A 24,187-nucleotide genomic window follows, 5' to 3' on the forward strand; every position below is an offset into this window, starting at 1 on the left:
ATCGCGTCTTTGCAAAGCCCCCCACCCCACGCGCACAGGCCCTGTTCGCGCATCCGGCTTTTCCGGCGTGGCGCGGGGCGCTAGGGTCTGCGGGTCTGCCCCTGAAGAAAGGCCCGACATGATCCGACTTCCGACCTACTTCATCTCGCACGGGGGCGGCCCCTGGCCGTGGATGCCGGAGATGGCGGCGCAGCTCGCGCCACTGGCGAACGCGCTGGCGGCGATGCCGGGCGAGATCGGCGCGCGGCCGGAGGCGGTGCTGATGATCTCGGGCCATTGGGAGAGCGACGAATTCGCGGTGATGCACGCGGCGCGGCCGAAGATGGTCTATGATTACTACAACTTTCCGGCCCATACCTATGAGATCGACTATGCGGCACCGGGCGCGCCGGCGCTGGCCGAAAAGGTCGCCGGGCTGATCGCCGGGGCCGGGCTGCCGACGCGGCTGGATGACGAGATGGGCTTTGATCACGGCACCTTCGTGCCGATGGCGCTGATGTACCCCGGGGCCGACATGCCGCTGTTCCAGGTGTCGCTGCGCCATGGCTATGACCCGGCCGGGCATATGGCGCTGGGCCGCGCGCTGGCGCCGTTGCGCGATGAGGGCGTGCTGATCGTGGGGTCCGGGCTGAGCTATCACAACCTGGCGCAGTTCGGGCCGCGGGCAAAGCTGCCCTCGGAGCAATTCGACACATGGCTGAGCGGGGCGCTGGCGCTGCCGCCCACCGGGCGGACGGCGGCGATCCTGGATTGGGAGAACGCGCCCTGCGCCCGCCAGTGCCATGCGCAGGAGGATCATCTGGCGCCTCTGTTCGCCGCGCTTGGCGCGGCAGAGCAGGAGCCGGCCAGCCGGGTTTATCACCAGACCGGGATTTTCGGCGGGGTGACCGCGTCAAGCTTTCGCTTCGGCTGAGAAACCAGAACGGGCGGCCCCCCGTGGGGACCGCCCGCCCTGTCTCGGTCCAAAGCCCGGATCAGATCGCCGACTTGCGGCTTTCGTCGATGTAGATCTCGCGCAGGCGCTTGGCGACCGGGCCGGGTTTGCCCGCGCCCACCGCGACGCCGTCGACCTCGACGATCGGCATCACGAAGGCGGAGGCGGAGGTGTAGAACGCCTCATCTGCGGCTTGCGCTTCCTCGATGGTGAAGGGGCGTTCCTCGACCTCCATCTGGGCCTCCTGCGCCATCTTCAGCACCGAGGCGCGGGTGATGCCGTGCAGGATGTCGTTCGACAGCTGGCGGGTGATGATCCTGCCGCCCTTGACGATATAGCAGTTGTTCGAGGACCCCTCGGTGACGAAACCGTCCTCGACGAACCAGGCGTCGTCCTTGCCCTCTTTCTCGGCGGCCATCTTGGCCATCGAGGCGTAGAGCAGCTGCACGGTCTTGATGTCGCGGCGGTGCCAGCGCAGGTCGGGGACCGAGATCACCTTGATGCCCTTGTCGGCCTTGGGGTCGGCGGAAAGTCCCGGCTTGGACTGGGTGTAAAGCACCACGGTCGGTGGCGTGCCTTCGGGCGGGTAGTGGAAATCGCGGTCGCCGGCGGTGCCGCGCGAGACCTGGAGGTAAACGCCGCCCTCTTCGACCCCGTTCATCTCGATCAGCTTGCGGTGAATTTCCAGCCAGTCGTCGCGGGTGAGGTCGCAGACGATCTCGAGCTCGCTGAGCGACCGGGCGAGACGTGCCATGTGGCCGTCGAATTCGGTCAGCTTGCCGTCGAGAACGCAGGTCACCTCATAGACCGCGTCGCCCATGACAAATCCACGGTCGAAGATCGACACGGTGGCCTCTTCTTCCGGCATGTAGGTTCCGTTTACATAGACAGTCCGGCTCATATCGCGTTCCTAACCTTTGGCCTTCGCTCGTCCCTCGCCCGACCCGCGATCGGGGAGGGGGTGATCGGTTCAATGTCCGAGGGTCGCCCCCTCAGCCCCACAGCGCCGCATCCGGCGGATAGACGCCCCTGTCGTCGAAGCGCAGCGGGTGGTCGCGGTCTTCGGCCAGAAGCAGCGGGCCGTCAAGATCCACCACGCGCGCGCCCTGGGCCACCAGCGTCGCCGGCGCCATGGCGAGCGAGCTTCCGACCATGCAGCCGACCATGACGTCATAGCCCGCCGCCAGCGCCGCGTCGCGAAGCGCCAGCGCCTCGGTCAGGCCGCCGGTCTTGTCGAGCTTGATATTGACCACGTCGTACTTGCCCTTGAGCGCCGGCAGCGAGGCGCGGTCGTGGCAGGACTCGTCGGCGCAGACGGGGACCGGGCGGTCCATGCCGATCAGCGCCTCGTCCTCGCCCGCCGGCAGCGGCTGTTCGACCAGCTCGACGCCGAGGCGGACCAGATGCGGGGCAAGGTCGGCATAGACCGCCGCCGACCAGCCCTCGTTGGCGTCGATGATGATGCGGGACGCGGGGGCGCCGGCGCGCACCGCCTCGAGCCGGGGCATGTCGTCCGGCGTGCCGAGCTTGATCTTCAGGAGCGGCCGGTGGGCGTTTTTCGCCGCCTGCGCGCGCATCGCCTCGGGGGTGTCGAGCGACAGGGTATAGGCGGTGATCTCCGGCCCCGGGGCGGGCAGGCCGGCCAGCTCCCACACCCGTTTGCCGGCGGTCTTGGCCTCCAGATCCCAGAGCGCGCAATCGACCGCGTTGCGGGCGGCCCCGGCGGGCAGCAGATCCTGCAGCGCGGCGCGGGTGACGTCCGCGGGCAGACCGCGGATTTCCGCCTCGACGCTGTCGAGGGTTTCGTCATAGCGGGCGTAGGGCACGCATTCGCCCCAGCCGGTCACGCCATCGCGGGTGACATGGGCGGTCAGCACCTTTGCCTCGGTCCGCGAGCCGCGGCTGATGGTGAAGACCTGCGCCAGTTTGAAAACGTCGCGGGTGACCTCGATGGACATTGCTGTCTCCCTTCAGGGCGCGCACGGCGGGGGTCCGGCGCCCATTTCTTCTTTTCGTTTCAAATACGGCCGCCGGAGGCATCCGGCGGCCGCCACGGGGGGGGGTGGCCCGTAAGACTTAGAACGCCTCGAGCGCATCCACCAGCTTGTCCGCACCATAGCGGAACGGGTCGGTGGCGGGCAGACCCATGTCGGCCTCCACCTTGACAAGATAGGCCTTTGCCTCCTCGTCGCCCATGTGCTGGGTGTTGACCGAGATGCCGACCACCACGCAGGCGGGGTTGGCGACACGGGCCAGCGTCAGCGCGGTGTCGCGCAGCGCCTCGAGCGTCGGCGGGGTATAGCCCGGCAGGCCGCGCATATGCGCGCGGGTCGGCTCGTGGCACAGGATCAGCGCGTCGGGCTGGCCGCCGTGGACCAGCGCCATGGTCACGCCGGAATAGCTGACGTGAAAGAGCGAGCCCTGCCCCTCGATCAGATCCCAGTGGTCGGGATCGTTGTCGGGGGTCAGGTATTCGATCGATCCGGCCATGAAATCGGCGATCACCGCGTCCAGCGGCACGCCATCGCCGGTGATCAGGATCCCGGTCTGGCCGGTGGCGCGGAAGGTGGAGTTCATGCCGCGCTTGCGCATCTCGGCGTCCATCGCCAGCGCGGTGTACATCTTGCCCACCGAACAGTCGGTGCCGACGGCGAGGCAGCGTTTGCCAGTGCGCTTCACGCCGTTGGCGATCGGGTATTTGACCGACGGGATGCGCACGTCGTGCAGGGTGCGGCCGGTGGCCTCGGCGACGGCGACGAGATCGGGCTCGTCGCGCAGCAGGTTGTGCAGACCGGAGGCCAGGTCGAAGCCCTCTTCCAGCGCCGCGACCAGCACCTTTTTCCAGTCCTGGCTGATCAGCCCGCCGCGGTTGGCGACGCCGATCACCAGCGTCTTGGCGCCGGCGGCCTTGGCCTCTTCCAGCGTCATGTCGGTGAGGCCGAGGTCGGCCTTGCAGCCGTCCATCCGGAACTGGCCGACAGCATTTTCCGGGCGCCAGTCCTTGATCCCCTGGGCCACTTTGGCAGCCAGTTGGTCGGGCGCGTCGCCCAGGAACAGCAGATACGGGGTCTCGATCATCGCGCGTGTCTCCTTTGATTCCCGCGCAAACTATCGGAAGGCGGGATGGAATGTATCGCGTTTTCCACTCAGTTTCCGTACAAATGCAGAATATTCTTCGCGGAGAATGCGGAAATGCCGAAGAATTACGCACTCTCTACCGCCCGCCGTGACGGGCCGGGCGCCGGCGGCGGGATGCGGCGGAAATGCTGCGACTGCACAATTTCCTTGCAGGGCGCAGCGCAATTTAATACGCCCCATGACTGAAAATTCGCAATTTCCTTACCCGGAGAGAGTCACATGAGCTTCCGCATCCAGCCCGCCGCCCCGGCCCGCCCCAACCGCTGCCAGCTGTTCGGCCCCGGCTCGCGTCCGGCGATCTTCGAGAAGATGGCCGCCAGCGCCGCCGACGTGATCAATCTGGATCTGGAGGATTCGGTCGCCCCCTCGGACAAGGACAGCGCGCGCGCGAACATCATCGAGGCGATTTCCGGGATCGACTGGGGCAACAAGACCCTGAGCGTGCGGATCAACGGGCTCGACACCCCCTATTGGTATCGCGACGTCATCGACCTGCTGGAACAGGCGGGCGAGCGTCTGGACCAGATCATGATCCCCAAGGTCGGCTGCGCGGCGGACATCTATGCGGTCGATGCGCTGGCCACGGCGGTCGAGACCGCCAAGGGCCGCACCAAGAAGATCAACTTCGAGGTGATCATCGAGAGCGCGGCGGGAATCGCCCATGTGGAGGAGATCGCCGCCGCCAGCCCCCGTCTGGTGGCGATGAGCCTGGGGGCGGCGGATTTCGCCGCCTCGATGGGGATGCAGACCACCGGCATCGGCGGCACGCAGGAAAACTATTACATGCTGCGCGAGGGCGCGAAATACTGGTCGGACCCCTGGCACTGGGCGCAGACCGCCATCGTCGCCGCCTGCCGTACCCACGGCGTGCTGCCGGTGGACGGCCCGTTCGGCGATTTCAGCGACGACGAGGGCTTCCGCGCGCAGGCGCTGCGCTCGGCCACCTTGGGCATGGTCGGCAAATGGGCGATCCATCCCAAGCAGGTGGCGCTGGCCAACGAGGTGTTCACGCCGTCCGAGGCAGCCGTCGCCGAGGCGCGCGAGATCCTCGCGGCGATGGAGGCGGCCAAGGCCAAGGGCGAAGGCGCGACCGTCTACAAGGGCCGCCTGGTCGATATCGCCAGCATCAAGCAGGCCGAGGTGATCGTGCGCCAGTCCGAGATGATCGCGGCAAGCTGAGCCCGGCGCGATCGGAGACGGTTTTCAGGGGCGCCTCGGGCGCCCCCTTTTTTTCGAGAGGATGCCATGACCGCGCTGACCCTGATTCATACCGCCGAGGTGCATCGCGGCACATTCGACGCGCTGGCCGCGCGGATCGCGCCGGGGGCGCGGCTGGTCCATGTGGTGCGGCCCGACTGGCTGGCGCGGGCGCAGGACGGGATTGCGGCAGATCTGGCCGACGAGATCGAAGCGGAGATTGCCGCGGCCCCCGGCGCGGTGCTGTGCAGCTGCACCACCTTGGGGCCGGTGGCAGGCGCGGCGGGGGCGGTGCGGATCGACGCGCCGATGATGGCGCTTGCGGCGCGGACCGGCGGGCCGGTGCTGCTGGCCTATTGTCTGGAGAGTACACAAGACGCCTCGCGCGCGCTGCTGGAGGCGGCCTTTGCGGCGGTGGGAACCACGGGGGAGGTCCGGATGCTGGATCTGGGCGATCTCTGGGGGCTGTTCGAGGCCGGGGACACCGAGGGTTTCGCGCAGGAGATCGCGGGGCGGGTGGAGGCAGAGCTGCGGGCGGCGCCCGGGACCGGATGCGTGGTGCTGGCCCAGGCCTCGATGGCCGGGGCGGCGGCGCATATCGCGGCGGGCGTTCCGGTGCTGACCTCGCCGGAGACGGCGCTGCGAGCGGCGCTGGGTCTGACTTGACGTCGCTGGTTCCGTTATGGAGCGAGCCGCGCAAGCGCCGGACCGGGGGCTGGCGCGGCACCCTCTGATCGGCGCGCTTTATCCCTGCCAAATCCGGACTTCATACGAGCGGTGCGCCAACGTCGATCAAGCGCCAGACCGCGGGAACGGTCCGGCGCTTGCGCGGCGCCCTTCGGGCTTATTCCGCGCAGGAGACCTCGGAAAGGCGCGCCAGGCCGGTGTCGCGATTGTTCCAGATGGAGCCCAAGCCGTCACTTGTGGCCGAAGGCGCCGTTGGGCACCCATTTCAACTGCTTGCCCTTCTTGCCCCAGCGCATCATCAGGCAGGAGGTGTTGAGCCGGTTGAAATAGGTCGCCTCGAAGCTGTACCAGCCCGCCTGCGGCACCTCGACCTCGGTGACATAGGTGCTGTCGCAGGCCTGCCGCCCATCGAAGAACCCCACCCGCTGACCGCCGATGCGGGCGTCGAGCCCGTCATTGGTGTAGAAATCCACCTCATAGACCCCCGGCGCGTCAAACCGGATGTAGCCGGTGATCGATGCGGCGACGTTCTCGTCGCGCTGCGAGGTCAGGGTGGGCGCGCCCGGATCGCTGTCGGCGTAGTCCAGACCGCGCAGGGCCGGGCCCCGCTGTGCCCCCTTGCGCAGGACGGCGCCGGCGTCGGCGAGGTTGCGGATGTCCTGCCCGTCGGGCGCGTAGCCATAGCTGACCGACAGCCCGCCGCTGACCCCGCCGGGTTGCGGATTGGCCGGGGTGAGCGTCAGCGGGGCCGACCAGGTGGCGCTCGCCGTGGCGACGAGCAGGGCAAAGGCGGACACGGCCGCGTGAATGGAGGATTTCATATGGCTTCCTTCGACAATACGCCCCGACAGGACGGGCGGGGAAAGGTTAGGCGGCACGCGCGGCGTGGGCAAGTCCGTTGCGCCGGCGCCGTGCGGATCGGCGCATTGTCATCGCGGCGCGCGCCGGCCCGCCCCGATGGCCCCGGACGGCCGGCGGCCTCTTGCCGAGTTGCATCCGGGCCTGCAGAACGTCATATAACCCCGATGACATCTCACATGGTTGCGCAGCGAGAGACCCGATGACTCAGTACCTGGAATTCGAAAAACCCCTGGCCGAGATCGAAGGCAAGGCGGAGGAGCTGCGCGCGCTGGGCCGCGCCAACGAGGAGATGGACGTCGCCGACGAGGCCGCTGCCCTTGACGTCAAGGCCGAGGCGCTGCTGCGCGATCTCTACAAGAACCTGACCGCCTGGCGCAAATGCCAGGTGGCGCGCCACCCCGAGCGGCCGCATTGCCGCGACTATATCGAGGCACTGTTCACCGAGTTCACGCCGCTGGCCGGCGACCGCAACTTTGCCGACGATCACGCGGTGATGGGCGGTCTGGCGCGGCTGGACGACCGCCCGGTCATGGTGATCGGCCAGGAAAAGGGCAGCGACACCAAATCGCGCATCCTGCACAATTTCGGCATGGCCCGCCCCGAGGGTTATCGCAAGGCGGTGCGGCTGATGGAGATGGCCGACAGGTTCGGCCTGCCGGTGATCACGCTGGTGGACACGCCCGGCGCCTTTCCCGGCAAGGGCGCCGAGGAGCGCGGACAGTCCGAAGCGATCGCCCGCTCGACCGAGAAATGCCTGCAGATCGGCGTGCCGCTGATCTCGGTGATCATCGGCGAGGGCGGCTCGGGCGGCGCGGTGGCGCTGGCCACCGCCGACCGCGTGGCGATGCTGGAACATTCGGTCTATTCGGTGATCACGCCGGAGGGCTGCGCCTCGATCCTGTGGAAGGACGCAGAGAAGATGCGCGAGGCGGCCGAGGCGATGCGGCTGACCGCGCAGGAGCTGCGCAAGCTGGGCGTGGTCGACCGGCTGATCGACGAGCCGCTGGGCGGGGCGCACCGCGACCGCGACGCCAGCATCAAGGCCGTCGGCAAGGCGCTGAACGCGATGCTGGCCGAGATGGACGGCAAGACGCCGGCCGCCCTGATCAAGAACCGGCGCGAGAAATTCCTCGCCATGGGCTCCAAGGGTCTGGCGGCCTGAGGCCGCAGTCCGAGGGACGGGGGGTGACAGCGCCCCCTACCCTCCTCCTCCTTCTCCCTACCCGCCCAGATGCCGCAGCAGCGCCCGCGACGGTGCCCCGGTGACCGGCAGCCCCCTGGCGCGCTGGTAGGCGGTGATCGCCGTGCGGGTGTTGTCGCCGATCACCCCGTCGGCCCCCTGGGTGTCATAGCCGGCCCGTGTCAGCCGCTGCTGCAGCGCCTTGCGGTCGGCCAGCGTCAGGCCGGTGGCGTCCGGCCCGAAGCGGCCGTAGAGCGGCGGGCCGCCGGCGATGCGGTCGGAGAGATGGCCGATGCCGATGCCGTATTTCTCGGCGTTGTTGTAGCGCAGGATCACCGAGAAATTGCGGAACACCAGGAACGCCGGGGCACCGGCGCCGGCCGGGGCCAGCACCGAGGCGGGCCCGTGGTCGGGCAACGCGCCGCCGGATGCCGCGCGCAGGCCCAGCGCCGCCCACTGGCCGGCGCCGCGGCTGGTGCCGCGCCCGGTGAGCCCCATGTCGAACCCCTGCGGCAGCGCCACCTCCAGCCCCCAGGGCTGGCCCCTGCGCCAGCCCGAGCGCGACAGGTAGGCCGCCGCCGAGGCCAGCGCGTCGGTCGGATCGTCCGACCAGATGTCGCGCCGCCCGTCGCCGGTGAAATCCACCGCATAGGCCTGATAGGAGGTCGGGATGAACTGGGTATGGCCCATGGCGCCGGCCCAGCTGCCGACCATCCGGTCGGCGGTCGTGTCGCCGTTCTGCAGGATGCGCAGCGCCGCGATGAGCTGTTTTTCGTAGAACGCGCCACGGCGGCCGTCATAGGCGAGCGTGGCCAGCGCCGAGATCACCGGCACGTCGCCGCGCCGGGCGCCATACCGGCTTTCCAGCCCCCAGATGGCGCAGACGACGGGTGCCTCGACGCCATAGTGCGCCTCGATCCGGGCCAGCAGCGCGCCGTGACGACGCAGCATCGCGCGCCCTGTCGCCACCCGCTCGTCCGAGGCGGCGATGGCCAGATAATCCTCGAGGCTGCGGGTGAATTCGGTCTGGTTGCGGTCACGTTCGATCACACCGGGCAGATAGCCGGCGCCGCGAAAGGCGCGCGCGGCGACCTGCGGGTCGATGCCCTGCGCGGCGGCGCGGGCGCGGAAGCCCGCAACCCAGCTATCGAAGGCGGGGTTGGGCACCGCGCGCATGCGGCTGGGGGCGGAGGACTGCGGCATGCCCCCGGTGCAGGCCGTCAGAAATGTTGCCGCCAGTCCCAGACCCGCCGTGCGCCGTGTGATGACCATTTATCCCGTCTCCTCGTAACCGTTCGGACAGAGGCTAGCGCGAAAGACCGACCTGCCCAACCGGGCATTGCCTGTTCGCCTTCTTCTCTGCCCAAATACTCAGGATCTTGCCGATGGAGGCGAGGTGGGCAGGTGGAGCGGCGGTGCGTCGATTGCGCGGCTTGCGCTTTGGGGCAGACGCAGGCCGACGCTACCGCGTCAGCAGCTTCAGCCCCTGGGTCACGTCCGAGCGCACGGCCAGGCGCAGCCCCGGCTCGTCGCCGGCCTTGAGCGCGGCGATGATCAGCCGGTGATACTGCGGCGCCTCGGTACGGCGCAGCCGGCCATAGAGCGCGCGCATGGTCGGCCCGAGCTGGAGCCAGACGGTTTCGGCCATGGCCAGCATCGCCGGGGCCTGGGCGCGCAGATAGAGGGTTCGGTGGAACTCCAGATTGGAGCGGATATAGCCCACCGCATCGCGTTTCTGCACCCGCTCGGCGATCACGCTGTTGATGCTGTGCAGCCGCTCGATCAGCGCGATATGGGCCCGCGGCAGCGCCCGGCTGGCCAGTTCGACCTCGAGCAGGGCGCGCAGGGCGGCCAGCTCCTCGATCCGCTCCTGGCTGAGATCGGGGGTCGAGACCCGGCCCGAACTGGACAGTTGCAGCGCCCCCTCGGCCACCAGCCGGCGCACCGCCTCGCGCGCGGGGGTCATCGAGACGCCGAACTCGCGGCCGATGCCGCGCAGGGTCATCGCCTCGCCCGGGCCGGTCTCGCCATGCATGATGCGCGAGCGCAGGGTGCGATAGACTCGGTCATGGGCGGCGGTGGCCTGATCGGCGGCGGGGCGGTTGGGGATCATCATGCGCCCATGTGATCACAAATGGCCGGCCGGTCAAGCGGTCCGTTCCGCCGATCCATTCCGCCGGGCCGGGCTCGGGTCAGGCGGGAAAGCGGAACCGGTGCAGCGCGGCGCCATGTGTGTGCAGCCAGCTGCGCGGGGCGTCATAGGGGCCGTGCACCCGTTCGACCGCGGCCCAGAAGGCGGCGGAATGGTTCATCTGCTCCAAATGGGCGATCTCATGCGCGGCGACATAGCGCAGCACCTCGGGCGGCGCCATCACCAGCCGCCAGGAGAACATCAGCGCCCCCCGGGAAGAGCAGGAACCCCAGCGCGAGCGGGTGTCGCGCAGGGTGATCCGGGCATAGTCGCGCCCCAGCGCCCGGGCATACTCGTCGGCGGCGCCGGCCAGACGGTCGCGCGCCAGTTCGCGCAGCCAGGAGTGCAGCCGTCGTGCCGCCTGCCGCTCGGGCACCGCGACCTCGTCCGCCGTCAGGCGCACCCCCCGCCCGGTTCCGGCGACGACGCGCCGCGCCACCCCCTCGACCGGCAGCAGCGCGCCCGGGGCCACCGCGACATCGGCGGGGCGCGCCTGAAGATGGCCGCGAATCCAGTCCTCCTTGATCCGCGCGAAGGACAGCGCCTCGTCCTCGGGCACGCCGCGCGGCAGCGTCAGGGTGACCCGCCCGTCGAGTTGCGAGATGCGCAGGCTGATCCGCCGCGCCCGGGCCGAACGGCGCAGGGTCAGCGGCACCGCGGGCGGTCCGGGCAGGAAATGGTCGGCCATGGGCGCTCTGGTCCGTTCTCAAAGGCTTTGACAGTACCCACCTCATATGGCACGTGCACGGAATCGTCGACACGACTCAGCAGATTATCGAGGGGATTACACATGCCCAAGGCAGAATGGGGCGTAAAACGTGTTTGCCCGACCACAGGCAAACGGTTTTACGATCTGAACAAAGACCCGATCGTCAGCCCCTATACGGGCGAGATCGTTCAACTGGATACCGGCAAGAGCCGGATGATTGCCGCCGACGCCGAGGACGCGGTCACCGCAAAGGCAAAAACCAAGGCCAAGGACGAGGATGACGCAGTCCTGGACGACGACGACAGCATCGATGTCGACCTCGGCGACGACGTCCTGGAAGACGACGATGACGAGGACAACGTCTCGCTGGACGATATCGCCGACGTCGCTTCGGACGACGACGACTCCTGACCACGCCCAGGCGGGCAATCCGTTGCCCGCCTGCCGCAAAACACGGCGAAAATTCCTGCACGGGCGGTGATTTTTTCGCTTGATCATCGCAGCGGCGTTCCGTAAACGACGCGCACACCGCCGGTGACGGCGACGGGGCCTTAGCTCAGTTGGGAGAGCGCTTGCATGGCATGCAAGAGGTCAGGGGTTCGACTCCCCTAGGCTCCACCAAACTCTCCTGAAATACATCATGTTTCTATGATCGCTTCTTGGCATCGCCACGCGCTGGTCGCCAATTGGTTGCCAACTTCCAGCCATCCGCAGCGACGCTGATCGGGTCACGGCCAGCCGAAAAGCCACTGCGTGTGGAATGAGCCCCGCAAAGGACTGTCACCGCGGCCAACCGTTCGGCGAGGCTTTCGATTCGTTTGGATGGGCGCACCCAAATTGGGATCGAATTCAAAAAGCGGGCTTCTTGCCGTCCATGTTCGAGGTGGTGACCGATATCGCGGAACATATGATCGAGCAGGACGTGCCGCTCCAGATCGACGTCGCACAACATCCACGCAGGAGGCGTCTGCGTGCCCGTCATGGTGCCCCCCGCCCCCTCGAAATCGAGAAGCGCAAAGGACAAAGCGCGGTGCAACAAGAAGGTTTCAACAACATCGGCAGAGAGCGGAGTTTCGCTGCGGTGTCTCCGAATGTCGGCTTTCGTTGCTTGTGGACTGAACGTCTGTTTCGTGAAGCCCCAGCTTCCGTAACCCTTTCGAAACCGATACCCGAAACAGAGAAGCGGCTGACTGACCAAAACACCAAGGAACGCCTTTGTCCGAAAGAACGTAAACAGTTATTTTTAACCGCCACTCGCAGTCCGGTATTCGGCGATTTTTCGAGGGCCTCCCTTCTCATTTTCAGTCGTGGACCAGCCGGATTCCGAGGAAGTCCGGCGGCAGGCCAACAGAGCAGCCGCCGACACTCGCATCCCGCACGAAATCTATGATGAGCGCCTGGTGTTGGCCACCCACGACACGCGCACCGCAATAGGCCGCACCGGTTCGGACGCGTCCATCGGCGTCCAACTGTCCGTTCTGCATGCAACTGTCGGTCCACTCCCAGATCCGGTCGGATATCCCGGCGAGTCCGAACCGGTTGCGTGCCGCAGTTTGGCTGTCCGTCGCCGACAGGTCCGCGCGGCCGCGATAGAAAATGCCCTGCTCGTACTGTTCCAGCATGCGCTGGCCGGGATCTCGACCGTCCGCCTCGGGCGCGGGATCGCCGAAGGCCGTATCGGCGGCACGCTGCCATTCGCGATCGGTGGGCAGGCGCCACGCCTTTCCGGTCTTGTCCGACAACCAGGCGGCATAATCCTGAGCGTCGTACCAGCTCAGATTGGTTTGCGGCGCGGCGCTCTGACCCATCGCTTTGGTCTCAGTGCAAGCCTTGTGCTGAACACACTCCGCATAGTCCTGCTGTGAGACCTGATCGGCCATGATGTGGAAGGCGGGCACCCTCACGCGCTGACCCGTCGGCGTCGCGGTCTTGCCGTTCTGGTCGAAACTGCCCATCGGTCGCCATAGGATTTCACCGGCAGGCACGGGCACCGTGGCGGTATTCGGGTCACCCGCGGAGGGCGACGGCGCGACATCGATCAGGCCGGCCGCCACCGACGCAGCCATTGCGGCAAAGAGAAAGACTGGGGTCTTCATGACGGGATCCTTCATTGAAAAGGGGCGGCCACGCCGGTGGCCGCCCCAGTTGCCTCGTAAGTGGTGTCGGCCAGTCTCAGGTTGCGATCACGGTCGGGGCCACGAGCTGTTCCATCAGGTCGTTGTTCCACTCGCCCTCGACCTTGACGTGGGCCGTCGCGCCGAGGTTCACGGCCTCGATCAGGTTGTGGTTCACATAGGCGTAGACGCCGGGCTGCAGGAACTCGTAGAGCGCCGCCCCCGCCGAACCGCCGCGAATGAACCAAGTTTCCAGATCGCGCAGCGGAGCGTTGTTGAACTTGCCCTCTTCCCAGACCAGATCGCCGTGGCCGCCGATCAGGTGAGGACGCGAGTCGCGGTTGGCCTGGCTGTGGATGAAGAGAACCTTCTCACCCACCTTGGCCGTCAGCGCCTTCTCACCGGTCAGTGCACCGACCGCGCCGTTGAAGACGACATGCGTCGGGATTAGGCCGTTCATCAGGGCTTCGGTCTCGGGATAGCTTTCCCCGAGATCGGCAAAGCGCTTGTAGGCGCCGTCCGCATCGCGCGGGATATAGAGGTCTTGTTCGCCGATGTAATAGACCTTGTCGTAAGAGACGGGATCCCCGATATGGTCGGTCAGGCCGTTGCGGGGCAGGACCATGATTGCACCGTTCATACCGGACACCACGTGCCATGGGATCATGGGACCACCAGGTGCGCAGTGATAGACAAAGGTGCCTGGCCGCGTGGCCTTCCAACGCAGCACGGTCATCTCGCCCGGGGCGACGTGGGTCAAGGCACCCCCGCCCAACGCGCCCGTGGAAGAGTGGAAATCGATATTGTGCGGCATCAGGTTATGCGCCGGATTGATCAGCGTCAGTTCGACATAATCACCTTCGTGCACCACCATCAGTGGGCCGGGCATCGAACCATCAAAGGTCATCGCCTGCACATAGGCATTGTTGTCGACCTGCATCTCCTTCTCAACGATGGTCATGGTGAACTCGACGATGCGCGGCTCGGCCGGCGCGATCTGTTCGTGCTCATGCACAAAGGGCGGGGCCACCAGTTCGCGCTTGACGCGCTTCAGGTCAGACAGGTCGACCGGTGCGGCCATGGGCTTTATCGGTTCCTCGGCGCGCGCGGCCCGTGCGAGGATCGGTGAGGCGGCAGCGCCTGCGACACCAAGAAGGGCGGCTCTTCGCGTAAGCATTTCGGAACTCCTTTTCCTTTCTGAATGCTGTTGAGGGAAGATTATCGAAAGGCGCTTTGACGAACTTTGCTCTTCTGCAAACTTCCGGGCGGTTTCCAGCGAGGCCGGGCCTTTATCGGGCCCAGCAGACCGGTCAGGCCCGCCGCGCAGCGCGGGACGGCTTGCGCGGCTGCACACGCGGGCGGGTCAGCCAGGGCATCAGATGGCGCAACGCGACGCCGAACCCAAGCGTCCAGAGCCCGGCGGCCAGGTGAATGCCGTCCAGGCCCGGGAAAACCTCGGACATCCCCGCAACGCGCATCAGGGCGGCGCCTGCAATCGCCAGGAATGCCAGGTTCAACGCCGGCCCCGAGATCAGATCCCGCCCCGTATGGCCAAGCGTGGCGCGCACCATCACGGCCAGTGTCATCCCGCCGATCGCACCGATACCAAGAAGGTGTTGCGGTGCCGCCTGTCCGGCGAGCCCAAACGCCGCCAGCGACGCGGCCGCAAAGCCAACCGGGATGAAGGCATAAGCAACGTGCAACATGCAAAGCAGCGGCGCGCCGAGGGTCAGCACTCCGAGCCAGCGCAGCATACGCACCAGATGCAGCCCGGCGGCCAGCGCCAGAATGCCGCCCGTGACGTCCGAGCCGGGCAGTACCGTCCACAGGATCAACGCCCCTGCGCCCGCGACCAGCGCGACCGCGTCAAACGTCCCAAACGGCACTGGGCGGGCCGGCGACCCGCTTTGGACCAGCCAGTTGCGCGTGAAGCTGGGCACGATCCGCCCGCCGATCAGGGTGATCAGAAAAACGAGTGTCGCGATTCCGGCACGTTCGGCATATGGAGCCGTGCCCGATTGCATCGCCTCGACATGGTACAGCACGTTCGCAGCGGTCAGCACCGTGACCGGAACAAGAACCTTCAGGTTGCGCGAGCTGCGGCCGGCCAGGATCTCGCGCGCGATCATCGCCGCGACAGCCACGAGAAAGGCCACATCCAAACCCATCACGACCATCGCTGGCAGGCCCAGCAGCCCGGCACAGGCCACCCGCCCCAGCAGCCAAAGCGCCAGCAGCAACATCAGGGGCCATCCGCGGGTCGGCATCCGGCCAGTCCAGTTCGGCACGGCGGTGAACAGGAACCCCGCGACCACGGCCGCGCCATAGCCGAAGATCATCTCGTGGACGTGCCAAGCGACCGGCAGGAACGGCCCCTCCAGCAACAGTGTCCCGCGCCAGATCAGCAGCCAGACCGGTACCACGCCAAACGCGAAGGCGGTCGCAAACAAAAAGAACGGCCGGAAGCCGTAGGAAAACAGCGCCGGGCCATCATAGTCGGAACGGGTCATGGCGATCTCCTAGGGTCGGAAATGATAACGGGCGGCGCCACCCATTTGCGCCGCCCGGCTGCTCGGCAAAGGCGATTTACCTGACCTGTGCGAACAGGGCGTCGAACCGCTTGCCGGCCTGACCGCGCTGATTGACCCCCTTGGCCGCGTCCAGGTTCGAAGCCTCTCCGACCTGGATCAACGCGACCATGCCCATGGCGTAGTGCGGCGTGCATTTCACGCCATAGACGCCCTCGGCATCGACGGTCAGCTCGAATTCCATGTTGAACTTCGACTTGAAGGCGTCGGTCCCGCCCGGAAGCATCCCGTCGATCGACTCCACGTTGTGCCCTTTGTCGGTGGGCACGAAGCGGATCGTATCGCCGGGCTGGGCCTGGACATAGGCAGGCTCGAACACCATCGCGCCCGCCTCGCCACGGTTCAGCATCTCGACCTCGAACACCTCCGCCGACGCGCCGGTCGTCAGCAGGGCCAAAGCGGTCGTGGCCATCACTTGTTTGAACATCGGATCGTCCTTTTCCTCTTAATCCGGTTGTCATCGATGGTCCTGATATGCGATGCCTGCCGCGCTCAAACGTTGCCCTTTCACAAACTCCGGACCGTTTCTTGCCCAAGCTCGATGAAAGCCTACTGACCGGGTTGCCCCCGTTCAGTCAGCTGGACCGCCAGCAGATCCGCGAGATCCTCGATCAGGCGACATCGCACCGCCACGAGGAAGGTAAGGCCGTGTTTCGCGAAGGCTTCGACGCCGGCCGCTTCTTTCTATTGCTGGACGGCCACATCCGTGTGGTGCGCTCGACCGAAACCGGCGAACAGGTGATCGTGCTGCACATCTCGCCGGGCCAGCTTTTTGGCATCGCCCGCGCGCTTCAGCGCGACACCTACCCGGCTACGGCGATCGCCGCGGCCGAGTCCATCGCTCTCAGCTGGCCCACCTCGCTGTGGGACAGCTTCGTCGCGCGCTACCCGGGCTTTGCGACCGAAAGCTACAAGACGCTGGGGCGCCGGCTCGGCGAAATCCAGTCCAACCTGACCGCAATGGCCACCAAGGCCGTAGAAAAGCGCGTCGCGGCCGCCCTCCTGCGTATGGTGAACCAAAGCGGGCGCAAGACCGAGGATGGAATCGAGATTGGATTCCCGGTGACCCGCGAGAACATTGCCGACATGACCGGCACCACCCTGCATACCGTCAGCCGCCTTCTGTCGGGCTGGCAGAAGGACGGAATCGTGAAATCCACGCGCAAGCACGTGGTGGTCACCGATCCGCACAGGTTGGTAGTTCTCAGCCAGACAACCGGCTGACCGCGTCCATCGCTCAGGCCTCGTCGCTGGCCCCTCGCCGGATCTCGGCGCGAAAGGCCATCTCGTCCAGCCCGTATTCCTCGCAGGCTTCGATCACCGTGTGAAACGGCGCGATCGGGCAGCCCGGGCACAACATGCCACGGTCCAGAAAAACCAGGGACACACGCGGCCAGTGAAAGAACAGGTCGGCCAGCGGCAGATCGGGATTGTCTATGTCGGGGCGTTTCATCGTTGGCTCCTGCATACCCTGCACTCTGCGCCGTCTTTTCGTTCCGGACTTTGTGATTCAACAAATAGCGATCAGATCGGCGCGGCTATTCCGGGTCCAGTCACAACAAGACCGGAACCGGAGAGAATGTCAGAAATATTGACGAAGTCGCGGGCCAGGAACGTGTTCTACGGAGGATCCATATTCTTCGTCGTCGTGTTCGGCGTCCTGACCGCGCAAAGCCACAGCCACATAACCCAAACCGCCACGGCCGGCATGGAACTTACGGACGAGGTCCGGCTGGGCAAGCACGTCTGGGAGAAAAACTCCTGTATCAACTGCCATTCGCTGCACGGCGAAGGCGCCTATTTCGCCCCTGAGGTCGGCAACGTCATGACCCGCTGGGGCGTCATCGACGACCCGGAATCCGCCTACGAGATACTGGACGGCTGGATGATGTCGCAACCCTCCGGGATCGAAGGCCGGCGCCAGATGCCTCACTTCGAGCTGACCGAGGAAGAAATGCGCGGCCTGGCCGAATTCCTGCGCTGGGCGGACCAGACCGACACACAGAACTGGCCCCCGAACGACGCGGGCTGAGGAGGACCTACAGATGAAATACCAATCGCAAAAAGTGGCCTACTGGTACTTCCTGGCCGCCATGGCGCTGTTCGGCGTTCAGGTGCTGGGCGGGCTGCTGGCCGGCTGGATCTACGTCTCGCCGAACTTCCTGGCCGAGATCCTGCCCTTCAACATCGTTCGCATGATCCACACGAACGCGCTGATCGTCTGGCTGCTTCTGGGCTTCTTCGGTGCGGCCTACTACCTGGTCCCCGAGGAATCCGAACGCGAAATCTTCTCGGTCAAGCTTGCCTATGTCCAGCTTGTCATCCTTCTGGTGGGCACGCTGGGCGCGGTCGGATCCTATCTGGCCGGCATCCACGGCGGGCGCGAGTTCCTCGAACAGCCCCTCTGGGTCAAGTTCGGGATTCTGGTCGCCGCCGTGATCTTCCTCGTGAATATCTCGCTCACCGTCCTGGCGGGCAAGAAGACGGCGATCACCAACATCCTGCTGATGGGGCTCTGGCTGCTGTCGCTGCTGTGGATTTTTGCCTTCATCAACCCCGACAACCTCAGCCTGGACAAGATGTACTGGTGGTTCGTCGTCCACCTCTGGGTCGAAGCGACCTGGGAACTGGTGATGGCCGCGATCCTGGGCTACCTGATGCTCAAGCTGACGGGCGTGGACCGCGAAGTGGTCGAAAAATGGCTCTATGTCATCGTCGCCACGGCGCTTTTCTCGGGCATCCTCGGCACCGGCCACCACTTCTATTGGATCGGCACGCCCGGCTACTGGCAATGGATCGGATCCATCTTCTCGACGCTCGAAGTGATCCCATTCTTCGCGATGATGTCCTTTGCCTTCATCATGGTCTGGAAAGGCCGCAAGAACCATCCCAACAAGGCCGCTCTGCTGTGGTCTCTGGGGGCGTCCACCGTCGCGTTCTTCGGCGCCGGGGTCTGGGGCTTCCTGCACACGCTGCACGGGGTGAACTTTTACACCCACGGCACGCAGATCACCGCCGCACACGGGCACCTGGCCTTTTATGGCGCCTACGTGGCCCTCAACCTGGCGATGTTCAGTTACGCGATGCCGGTGCTGCGCCAGCGCGCACCCTATAACCAGGTGCTCAACATGACGTCCTTCTGGCTGATGACCGGCGGCATGTCGTTCATGACCTTCGTGCTGACCTTTGCCGGAACGATCCAGACGCACATGCAGCGGATCGTGGGCGAATACTACATGGTCGTTCAGGACCAGCTTGGCCTGTTCTACATGATGCGGTTCGGCGCAGGGGCCGCGGTGGTCCTGGGGGCGATCCTGTTCATCTACAGCCAGATCGTGGTGCGCCGCGAAATCGTGAAACCCGGCCCCGTGGCCGTTCCCGGAGAATAAGCCATGAAAGACGTCCACTCCCCCGACCTGCCGGTCTACACGCCTCAATCCGACGAGTGCGAGGTATTCGAGACCGCCCATGCCAACGGTTTGCCCCTTCTTCTGAAGGGGCCCACCGGCTGCGGCAAGACCCGCTTTGTCGAGCACATGGCCGCCCGTCTCGGCCGGCCGCTCTACACGGTGGCCTGCCACGACGATCTTTCGGCCGCCGACCTGATCGGACGCTACCTGCTCAAGGGCGGTGAAACCGTCTGGGTCGATGGCCCCCTGACCCGCGCAGTGCGCGAGGGCGGGATCTGCTATCTCGACGAGGTGGTGGAAGCCCGCAAGGACGTGACGGTGGTGCTTCACCCGCTGACCGATGACCGCCGCAGGCTGGTCATCGACCGCACCGGCGAGGACCTGCCTGCACCCGAGGGCTTCATGCTGGTGGCCAGCTACAACCCCGGCTACCAGAACATCCTCAAAAAGCTCAAACCGTCCACGCGGCAGCGCTTTTTGTCGATCGGCTTCGATTTCCCGCAGCCCGACACGGAAATCGGCATCGTCGCGGCGGAAAGCGGCCTGGATCGGGCCCGCGCCGGCGCGCTGGTGCGCCTGGCGGGCCATATCCGCACGCTGTCCGGCATGGATCTCGAAGAGGGCGTCTCGACCCGCCTTCTGATCTATGCGGCCTCGCTCATCGCCGGCGGCATGAAGGTCGAGCGCGCCCTCGAGGCGGCGGTCATCGAGCCGCTCTCGGACGAAGCGGACGTGCAGCAGGCCCTGCGCGACCTCGCTGCCAGCGTCTACGGGTAACCGCCATGATCAGCGCCCTTGACCTTCTGGAACCCGAAGAAGCTGTCGGCACGATCTGGCACGACATGGCCAGCCGGCTCGGGCGCGACGCGCCCGGCGCCGAGTCCGGCGCCGCCGTGGCGCTCGAGACGGTCCGCCCGAGTGTCGCGGCACTGTTCCGCGCGCTCGGCGGGCCGGACGGGGTGGAGATCGTCACCGCCCCGCCGTCGCCCTCCGGCCACCGCCTGAAACGCCTGCGCCGTCTCGGCACGGTCCAGGAGGTGCAGTACGTCACCGACTATGACGGCGAGCGCCTGCGCCTGCCGCCCCGGATGGACAGCTTCCCGACCGAGGCGCTGAACCGCCAGGCCTATCTCTGGCTGGCCGCGCTGGCCGCCTCGGTCACCCTGCCGGACCCGTCGCCCGACCCGCTGATGCGCGACCGGGCCGAGATCGCGGCGCTTTCCGCCGCATCCGACGCGGCCTTCGCCGTCTGCCCGGGCCTGCGCCACCCCTACCAGGCGATGTGCCGCCACATCGTCGCGACCCGCCGCCGCCCGGGGCTGCCGCGCTGCGAGGCCGGGGTCGAACGCATGATCCTCGACCAGCTTTGCGGCAGGTCTACGGACGACGAATGTCTGGATTGCCCGGCTCCGCGCGGCTACCGCAGCTATGCGCCGGTCCCGATCTGGCTTCGGCTGCGTGACCGCGCCGCGGGGGCCGGTGCCGCCGCCGACCCGGCCGAGGCGCCATCCGAAACGCTGAGCCTGCCGATGCGAAAGGAAGGCCGGCGCGAAGCCCGCGAGCAGGCCGACCGCCGCGACAGTTTCATCGTCCACCGCTTCGAGGCGATCCTCTCCTGGGCGGAAAGCCTCAACATCAACCGCATGGTCGACGACGACGACCAGGACAACGCCGCCAAGGCCGCCGAGGACCAGGATCACATCACGCTCAGCGAACATGCACGCCGCGCGGCCACCCGCCTGCGCGTGTCGCTCGACCTGTCGCCGCAGGACGCCGAGCACGAACGCCTGGCCGGCAAGCACACCTATCCCGAATGGAACCGCCGCAGCGCAAGCTACATGCCCGACCATGTGCGCGTTCTCGAAGCGCCGGCCCAGCCGTCCGACAGCTACCACCCCGATCCCCGCCTGGTCGCGCGGGTGCGCCAGCAATTCGCCCCGCTTCACCCGCGCCGCGTGATGCTGCCGCGCCAGCTCGACGGGGACGAGATCGATCTCGATGCCCTGGTCGCGCGCGAGGTGGATCTCGGGATGGGCCACGAAGGATCGGACCGCGTCTGGCAGGCCAGCCGCCCCATGGCGCGCGACCTGTCCGTCGCCCTGCTGATGGACTGCTCCCGCTCGACCGAGGCGGTCGTGGGCGACCGGCCGGTGATCGACACGGCGAAGGATGCCGTCTCGGCGCTGGCCGCCGGGATCGACACCGCCGGCGACAGGCTGGGCATCTGGGGGTTCTCCTCGCTCCGCCGCGACCGCGTTTTCCTTCACCATTGCAAAGGCTTCGACGAGCCGATGTCGGCCGGGGCCACGGCACGTATCGGCGGCCTGCGTCCCGGGCATTACACCCGCCTCGGCGCCGCCATCCGGCATGGCACCGCGCAGCTTTCCGACGAAGGCGCCACGCGGCGGCTTCTGCTGGTCCTGACGGACGGCAAGCCGAACGACCTCGACCACTACGAAGGCCAGCACGGGATCGAGGACAGCCGCATGGCCGTCCGCGAGGCCCGCGCACAGGGCCATGCCGTGCACGGCATCATCGTCGACGCGGACGGGCAGGACTGGTTCGCGCGTATCTTCGGACGCGGGGGGTTCACGCTCCTGCCTGATCCAGCGCGCCTGCCACAGGCCTTGCCCGAAATCTATCAATCCCTGACACTGGAGACCTAACATGCGCTACCTGATTCCCCTTTTACTCAGCGCCGGACCCGCCCTCGCGTTCGAGCGTCCGATCCCGCAACCCCAGACCGAAGCGGCCGAGTTCTGGTTCCTGATCGCCTCGCTGATGCTCGTCACCGCGCTGTTTGCGGTACATTGGATGGTGAACCGCCGATGACACCGTCCTGGAAACTCGTGGCGGGGCTTTATCCGTTTGGCGCGGGTGCGGTGGCCGTGAACCTGTTCTTCGCCTCGCTGATCGGCTCCTGGCTGGGCTGGCCCGTCATGACGCCATGGCAGGCGGCCGCTTGGGGCGTACCGCTTGGCCTGCCCGCCGCCTGGGCCTTCGCGCGCCATATCGCGAAGCTGATGCACGAGGCCGATCCGTGAACGGATGGCTGGAATTCACCCTGGCCATGGCGGCGTTTGCCGGAAGCCATTTCGTGCCCCGGCTCCGGGATCTGCGCGGGCGCCTGATCGCCCTTGTCGGACGCCGCACCTACTTCAGCGTCTACGGCCTTGTGTCGCTGGCGATCCTCGCCTGGATCATCGCGGCCGCGGGGCGCGCGCCCTTCGTCATGCTCTGGCCGCAAGAGCCGTGGATGCGTTGGGTGCCGAACCTCGTCATGCCGCTTGCACTGGTGCTTGCCGCCGCCGGGTTCGGGATTCGCCAGCCGCATACCGTCGGCGCAAAGCGCGGCGCCACGTTCGATCCCGGCAATCCCGGCCTGGCCGCCGTCACGCGGCACCCCCTGCTTCTGGCCCTGGCCCTCTGGGCGGGGGCGCATGTGCTGCCCAATGGCGATCTTGCGCATGTGATCCTGTTCGGCGGCTTCGCCGCCCTGTCGCTTGCCGCGATCCCGTTGTTCGACGCGCGGGCGCGCCGTCTCGAAGGCCCGGACTTCTTCGGGCAATCCGCGATACTGTCGCTCCGCCCGCTCGGGTGCGCGGCGTGGTGGCGGGCAAACCGGCGCGCGCTGGCGTTGCGCGCCGCCGTCGGGCTCGTCCTGTGGGCCGGGCTGCTGCACGCGCATGCCATGTTGTTCGGCGTTTCGCCGCTTCCGGTGTGAACCTTGCGCAGGCGCAAAGTCTGCGCGGCCGGAATCCGGCATTCGGGAGCCATGACACAGATGCAACGCCTCGAATCCCTCGGCCTCTTCGATGCCCGGGTGCCCCGCTACACCTCGTATCCCACCGCGCCGGTTTTCAGCACGGACACCGGAAGCCCGTTCCAGACCGAGCAACTATCGAACCTCGATCCGGCACAGCCGGTCTCGGTCTACGTGCACATCCCGTTCTGCGAGCGGCTCTGCTGGTTCTGCGCGTGCCGCACACAGGGTACGAAAACCCTCAGCCCGGTGGAAAGCTACCTTGAAACCCTCGAAGCCGAACTCGCCCTGATCCGATCCATCCTGCCCCGCGGGCTGCGTATGGGACGGCTGCACTGGGGCGGCGGCACGCCCACGATCCTGCCCCCGCAGATGATCCACCGTCTGGCCCAAGCGGTGAAATCCGTCATTCCGCCAAGCGAGGATTGGGAATTCTCGGTCGAGATCGATCCGACGATGGTGGACCGCGACAAGATCGCCGCCCTAGCCGCCGAGGGCATGAACCGAGCGTCCATCGGAATCCAGGATTTCGACCCGCTGGTGCAGGCCTCGATCGGGCGCATACAGCCCTTCGACGTGACACGGGATTGCGTGAACGACCTGCGCGAGGCCGGCGTAAACTCTCTCAATACCGATCTCGTCTACGGGCTGCCCCACCAGACCGAGGCGCGCCTGATCGACACGGTCGACAAGGTGCGCATCCTCGCCCCCGACCGGATCGCCCTGTTCGGTTACGCCCACGTGCCCTGGATGTCCAAGCGTCAGAAGCTGATCGACGAAACGGCTCTGCCAGACGAACGCGCCCGCTACCGCCTGGCCGAAACCGCGGCGAGCCTCTTTTCCGAGTCCGGGTTCACCCCCATCGGGATCGACCATTTCGCCCGCCCTGCGGACGAACTGTGCCAAGCGGCCTGGTCCGGCCGCCTGCGGCGCAACTTCCAGGGCTATACCGCCGACCATTGCCCGGTGCTGATCGGCCTCGGCGCGTCGTCGATTTCACGCCTGCCGGGCGGTTATGTCCAGAACGCTCCGGCCACGGCGGCCTATACGCAACGCATTGACGCTGGCAAGCTTGCGGGATCGCGCGGGCATGTCTTTTCACCAGAAGACCTGCTGCGCGCCCGCGCGATCGAGATGCTGATGTGCGACATGACGCTGAACATTCCGGCGCTCGAGGCAGAGTTCGGCCCGCCCGCGGCGGGTCTTGCCCCGATACACCGTCAGATCGCCAACCGGTTCGGTGCTTTCGTTGACCTCGGCGACAACGCCTTGTCGATACGTCGGTCCGGACGGCCGCTGACCCGGATCATCGCCAGCGCCTATGATGCCTATTCTGAAGCTGGCGCGCACTACAGTCAGGCTAGCTAGGGTCCCCAACGGTATTTATGTCCGCAATCGCACTCGCCGCAACCGTC

At 66.7% G+C, this 24,187-nt stretch carries 27 protein-coding genes and 1 tRNA gene; 15 read left to right on the plus strand and 13 right to left on the minus strand.

What is annotated here, in order from left to right:
• Window positions 1-118 precede the first annotated feature (118 nt).
• Window positions 119-913, plus strand: coding sequence for a dioxygenase family protein (locus tag E1832_RS19830; RefSeq protein WP_133361513.1), 795 nt, complete (start codon window positions 119-121; stop codon window positions 911-913).
• Window positions 914-974: 61 nt separating this feature from the next.
• Here E1832_RS19830 and E1832_RS19835 read toward each other — a convergent pair whose 3' ends face one another.
• From E1832_RS19835 to dgcN, 3 genes are all read right to left on the minus strand, one after another.
• Entirely contained in the window at window positions 975-1,835 is an 861-nt protein-coding gene (locus E1832_RS19835; protein ID WP_133361514.1) for a D-amino-acid transaminase, read from the minus strand.
• 91 nt (window positions 1,836-1,926) lie between these two features.
• Entirely contained in the window at window positions 1,927-2,892 is a 966-nt protein-coding gene (gene dgcA / locus E1832_RS19840; protein ID WP_133361515.1) for an N-acetyl-D-Glu racemase DgcA, read from the minus strand.
• A 118-nt stretch (window positions 2,893-3,010) separates the two neighbouring features.
• Complete coding sequence (gene dgcN, locus E1832_RS19845) at window positions 3,011-4,012, minus strand: N-acetyltransferase DgcN (RefSeq protein ID WP_133361516.1); 1,002 nt, start codon at window positions 4,010-4,012, stop codon at window positions 3,011-3,013.
• 279 nt (window positions 4,013-4,291) lie between these two features.
• Between dgcN and E1832_RS19850 the strand changes: the two genes are divergently transcribed.
• Window positions 4,292-5,251, plus strand: a complete 960-nt coding sequence (locus tag E1832_RS19850) for an L-malyl-CoA/beta-methylmalyl-CoA lyase (RefSeq protein WP_133361517.1) — start codon at window positions 4,292-4,294, stop codon at window positions 5,249-5,251.
• Between the two features lie 66 nt (window positions 5,252-5,317).
• Window positions 5,318-5,935, plus strand: coding sequence for a hypothetical protein (locus tag E1832_RS19855; RefSeq protein ID WP_133361518.1), 618 nt, complete (start codon window positions 5,318-5,320; stop codon window positions 5,933-5,935).
• Between the two features lie 251 nt (window positions 5,936-6,186).
• Here the strand turns inward: E1832_RS19855 and E1832_RS19860 are convergent, their stop codons facing one another.
• Window positions 6,187-6,777: a hypothetical protein gene (locus tag E1832_RS19860; protein ID WP_133361519.1), complete on the minus strand. Its 591-nt coding sequence runs from the start codon at window positions 6,775-6,777 to the stop codon at window positions 6,187-6,189.
• A 239-nt stretch (window positions 6,778-7,016) separates the two neighbouring features.
• Here E1832_RS19860 and E1832_RS19865 point away from each other — a divergent pair, with 239 nt between their 5' ends.
• Window positions 7,017-7,979, plus strand: coding sequence for an acetyl-CoA carboxylase carboxyltransferase subunit alpha (locus E1832_RS19865; protein ID WP_133361520.1), 963 nt, complete (start codon window positions 7,017-7,019; stop codon window positions 7,977-7,979).
• 57 nt (window positions 7,980-8,036) lie between these two features.
• Here E1832_RS19865 and E1832_RS19870 read toward each other — a convergent pair whose 3' ends face one another.
• The 3 genes from E1832_RS19870 to E1832_RS19880 all read right to left on the minus strand — a co-directional run bounded on the left by E1832_RS19870 (window position 8,037) and on the right by E1832_RS19880 (window position 10,876).
• Entirely contained in the window at window positions 8,037-9,269 is a 1,233-nt protein-coding gene (locus tag E1832_RS19870; RefSeq protein WP_133361521.1) for a lytic murein transglycosylase, read from the minus strand.
• A gap of 190 nt (window positions 9,270-9,459) precedes the next feature.
• The gene (locus E1832_RS19875) at window positions 9,460-10,110 is read right to left on the minus strand and encodes a GntR family transcriptional regulator (RefSeq protein WP_133361565.1); all 651 of its coding nucleotides are present in this window, start codon (window positions 10,108-10,110) and stop codon (window positions 9,460-9,462) included.
• A gap of 79 nt (window positions 10,111-10,189) precedes the next feature.
• Window positions 10,190-10,876 (minus strand): M48 family metallopeptidase, encoded by a 687-nt coding sequence (locus E1832_RS19880; RefSeq protein WP_133361522.1) that lies wholly within the window; start codon window positions 10,874-10,876, stop codon window positions 10,190-10,192.
• Between the two features lie 102 nt (window positions 10,877-10,978).
• Between E1832_RS19880 and E1832_RS19885 the strand changes: the two genes are divergently transcribed.
• Together E1832_RS19885 and E1832_RS19890 are read left to right on the plus strand one after the other, a co-directional pair.
• A complete protein-coding gene (locus tag E1832_RS19885; protein WP_133361523.1) occupies window positions 10,979-11,308 on the plus strand; it encodes a TIGR02300 family protein in 330 nt (109 codons plus the stop codon).
• A gap of 134 nt (window positions 11,309-11,442) precedes the next feature.
• Window positions 11,443-11,518: transfer RNA gene (locus E1832_RS19890), tRNA-Ala, on the plus strand.
• Window positions 11,519-11,543: 25 nt separating this feature from the next.
• Here E1832_RS19890 and E1832_RS22730 read toward each other — a convergent pair.
• The 5 genes from E1832_RS22730 to E1832_RS19915 all read right to left on the minus strand — a co-directional run bounded on the left by E1832_RS22730 (window position 11,544) and on the right by E1832_RS19915 (window position 16,026).
• Window positions 11,544-12,095 carry a hypothetical protein gene (locus tag E1832_RS22730; protein WP_133361524.1) on the minus strand — a complete coding sequence of 184 codons (552 nt, stop codon included), beginning with the start codon at window positions 12,093-12,095 and terminating at the stop codon, window positions 11,544-11,546.
• A 103-nt stretch (window positions 12,096-12,198) separates the two neighbouring features.
• Entirely contained in the window at window positions 12,199-12,993 is a 795-nt protein-coding gene (locus E1832_RS19900; protein ID WP_245514055.1) for a formylglycine-generating enzyme family protein, read from the minus strand.
• Between the two features lie 76 nt (window positions 12,994-13,069).
• Window positions 13,070-14,188: a copper-containing nitrite reductase gene (nirK, locus tag E1832_RS19905; RefSeq protein WP_133361525.1), complete on the minus strand. Its 1,119-nt coding sequence runs from the start codon at window positions 14,186-14,188 to the stop codon at window positions 13,070-13,072.
• Between the two features lie 133 nt (window positions 14,189-14,321).
• Complete coding sequence (locus E1832_RS19910; protein ID WP_133361526.1) at window positions 14,322-15,521, minus strand: NnrS family protein; 1,200 nt, start codon at window positions 15,519-15,521, stop codon at window positions 14,322-14,324.
• Window positions 15,522-15,597: 76 nt separating this feature from the next.
• On the minus strand, window positions 15,598-16,026 hold the full coding sequence (locus E1832_RS19915) for a pseudoazurin (RefSeq protein ID WP_133361527.1): 429 nt from the start codon (window positions 16,024-16,026) through the stop codon (window positions 15,598-15,600).
• Between the two features lie 101 nt (window positions 16,027-16,127).
• On the opposite strand from E1832_RS19915, the gene E1832_RS19920 reads away from it, so the two are divergent.
• Window positions 16,128-16,823: a Crp/Fnr family transcriptional regulator gene (locus E1832_RS19920; protein WP_133361528.1), complete on the plus strand. Its 696-nt coding sequence runs from the start codon at window positions 16,128-16,130 to the stop codon at window positions 16,821-16,823.
• A gap of 13 nt (window positions 16,824-16,836) precedes the next feature.
• Here the strand turns inward: E1832_RS19920 and E1832_RS19925 are convergent, their stop codons facing one another.
• Window positions 16,837-17,052 (minus strand): DUF1858 domain-containing protein, encoded by a 216-nt coding sequence (locus E1832_RS19925; protein WP_133361529.1) that lies wholly within the window; start codon window positions 17,050-17,052, stop codon window positions 16,837-16,839.
• 126 nt (window positions 17,053-17,178) lie between these two features.
• Here E1832_RS19925 and E1832_RS19930 point away from each other — a divergent pair, with 126 nt between their 5' ends.
• The 8 genes from E1832_RS19930 to hemN are packed head-to-tail and all read left to right on the plus strand — an operon-like array spanning window position 17,179 to window position 24,140.
• Window positions 17,179-17,631, plus strand: coding sequence for a c-type cytochrome (locus E1832_RS19930; protein WP_133361530.1), 453 nt, complete (start codon window positions 17,179-17,181; stop codon window positions 17,629-17,631).
• Between the two features lie 13 nt (window positions 17,632-17,644).
• Window positions 17,645-18,988, plus strand: a complete 1,344-nt coding sequence (locus E1832_RS19935; protein ID WP_133361531.1) for a cbb3-type cytochrome c oxidase subunit I — start codon at window positions 17,645-17,647, stop codon at window positions 18,986-18,988.
• 3 nt (window positions 18,989-18,991) lie between these two features.
• Window positions 18,992-19,786, plus strand: coding sequence for a CbbQ/NirQ/NorQ/GpvN family protein (locus E1832_RS19940; protein ID WP_133361532.1), 795 nt, complete (start codon window positions 18,992-18,994; stop codon window positions 19,784-19,786).
• A 5-nt stretch (window positions 19,787-19,791) separates the two neighbouring features.
• Entirely contained in the window at window positions 19,792-21,675 is a 1,884-nt protein-coding gene (locus tag E1832_RS19945; RefSeq protein ID WP_133361533.1) for a nitric oxide reductase activation protein NorD, read from the plus strand.
• Window position 21,676: 1 nt separating this feature from the next.
• Complete coding sequence (locus E1832_RS22610; RefSeq protein ID WP_165978937.1) at window positions 21,677-21,841, plus strand: hypothetical protein; 165 nt, start codon at window positions 21,677-21,679, stop codon at window positions 21,839-21,841.
• Window positions 21,838-22,053 carry an NnrT protein gene (locus E1832_RS19950; RefSeq protein ID WP_133361534.1) on the plus strand — a complete coding sequence of 72 codons (216 nt, stop codon included), beginning with the start codon at window positions 21,838-21,840 and terminating at the stop codon, window positions 22,051-22,053. The genes E1832_RS22610 and E1832_RS19950 overlap by 4 nt, the downstream gene beginning before the upstream one ends.
• Complete coding sequence (locus tag E1832_RS19955) at window positions 22,050-22,733, plus strand: NnrU family protein (RefSeq protein WP_133361535.1); 684 nt, start codon at window positions 22,050-22,052, stop codon at window positions 22,731-22,733. The genes E1832_RS19950 and E1832_RS19955 overlap by 4 nt, the downstream gene beginning before the upstream one ends.
• A gap of 51 nt (window positions 22,734-22,784) precedes the next feature.
• Window positions 22,785-24,140: an oxygen-independent coproporphyrinogen III oxidase gene (hemN, locus tag E1832_RS19960; protein WP_133361536.1), complete on the plus strand. Its 1,356-nt coding sequence runs from the start codon at window positions 22,785-22,787 to the stop codon at window positions 24,138-24,140.
• Window positions 24,141-24,187 lie beyond the last annotated feature (47 nt).

This window comes from Antarcticimicrobium luteum, assembly GCF_004358185.1.
Taxonomy (GTDB): Bacteria; Pseudomonadota; Alphaproteobacteria; order Rhodobacterales; family Rhodobacteraceae; genus Antarcticimicrobium; species Antarcticimicrobium luteum.

What these genes read in the sequence shown, in the direction of transcription:
- E1832_RS19830 (WP_133361513.1), top strand. Translation starts at nt 119, where the DNA reads ATGATCCGACTTCCGACCTACTTCATCTCGCACGGGGGCGGCCCCTGG.
- E1832_RS19835 (WP_133361514.1), bottom strand. Translation starts at nt 1,835, where the DNA reads ATGAGCCGGACTGTCTATGTAAACGGAACCTACATGCCGGAAGAAGAG.
- dgcA (WP_133361515.1), bottom strand. Translation starts at nt 2,892, where the DNA reads ATGTCCATCGAGGTCACCCGCGACGTTTTCAAACTGGCGCAGGTCTTC.
- dgcN (WP_133361516.1), bottom strand. Translation starts at nt 4,012, where the DNA reads ATGATCGAGACCCCGTATCTGCTGTTCCTGGGCGACGCGCCCGACCAA.
- E1832_RS19850 (WP_133361517.1), top strand. Translation starts at nt 4,292, where the DNA reads ATGAGCTTCCGCATCCAGCCCGCCGCCCCGGCCCGCCCCAACCGCTGC.
- E1832_RS19855 (WP_133361518.1), top strand. Translation starts at nt 5,318, where the DNA reads ATGACCGCGCTGACCCTGATTCATACCGCCGAGGTGCATCGCGGCACA.
- E1832_RS19860 (WP_133361519.1), bottom strand. Translation starts at nt 6,777, where the DNA reads ATGAAATCCTCCATTCACGCGGCCGTGTCCGCCTTTGCCCTGCTCGTC.
- E1832_RS19865 (WP_133361520.1), top strand. Translation starts at nt 7,017, where the DNA reads ATGACTCAGTACCTGGAATTCGAAAAACCCCTGGCCGAGATCGAAGGC.
- E1832_RS19870 (WP_133361521.1), bottom strand. Translation starts at nt 9,269, where the DNA reads ATGGTCATCACACGGCGCACGGCGGGTCTGGGACTGGCGGCAACATTT.
- E1832_RS19875 (WP_133361565.1), bottom strand. Translation starts at nt 10,110, where the DNA reads ATGATCCCCAACCGCCCCGCCGCCGATCAGGCCACCGCCGCCCATGAC.
- E1832_RS19880 (WP_133361522.1), bottom strand. Translation starts at nt 10,876, where the DNA reads ATGGCCGACCATTTCCTGCCCGGACCGCCCGCGGTGCCGCTGACCCTG.
- E1832_RS19885 (WP_133361523.1), top strand. Translation starts at nt 10,979, where the DNA reads ATGCCCAAGGCAGAATGGGGCGTAAAACGTGTTTGCCCGACCACAGGC.
- E1832_RS19900 (WP_245514055.1), bottom strand. Translation starts at nt 12,993, where the DNA reads ATGAAGACCCCAGTCTTTCTCTTTGCCGCAATGGCTGCGTCGGTGGCG.
- nirK (WP_133361525.1), bottom strand. Translation starts at nt 14,188, where the DNA reads ATGCTTACGCGAAGAGCCGCCCTTCTTGGTGTCGCAGGCGCTGCCGCC.
- E1832_RS19910 (WP_133361526.1), bottom strand. Translation starts at nt 15,521, where the DNA reads ATGACCCGTTCCGACTATGATGGCCCGGCGCTGTTTTCCTACGGCTTC.
- E1832_RS19915 (WP_133361527.1), bottom strand. Translation starts at nt 16,026, where the DNA reads ATGTTCAAACAAGTGATGGCCACGACCGCTTTGGCCCTGCTGACGACC.
- E1832_RS19925 (WP_133361529.1), bottom strand. Translation starts at nt 17,052, where the DNA reads ATGAAACGCCCCGACATAGACAATCCCGATCTGCCGCTGGCCGACCTG.
- E1832_RS19930 (WP_133361530.1), top strand. Translation starts at nt 17,179, where the DNA reads ATGTCAGAAATATTGACGAAGTCGCGGGCCAGGAACGTGTTCTACGGA.
- E1832_RS19935 (WP_133361531.1), top strand. Translation starts at nt 17,645, where the DNA reads ATGAAATACCAATCGCAAAAAGTGGCCTACTGGTACTTCCTGGCCGCC.
- E1832_RS19940 (WP_133361532.1), top strand. Translation starts at nt 18,992, where the DNA reads ATGAAAGACGTCCACTCCCCCGACCTGCCGGTCTACACGCCTCAATCC.
- E1832_RS19945 (WP_133361533.1), top strand. Translation starts at nt 19,792, where the DNA reads ATGATCAGCGCCCTTGACCTTCTGGAACCCGAAGAAGCTGTCGGCACG.
- E1832_RS22610 (WP_165978937.1), top strand. Translation starts at nt 21,677, where the DNA reads ATGCGCTACCTGATTCCCCTTTTACTCAGCGCCGGACCCGCCCTCGCG.
- E1832_RS19950 (WP_133361534.1), top strand. Translation starts at nt 21,838, where the DNA reads ATGACACCGTCCTGGAAACTCGTGGCGGGGCTTTATCCGTTTGGCGCG.
- hemN (WP_133361536.1), top strand. Translation starts at nt 22,785, where the DNA reads ATGACACAGATGCAACGCCTCGAATCCCTCGGCCTCTTCGATGCCCGG.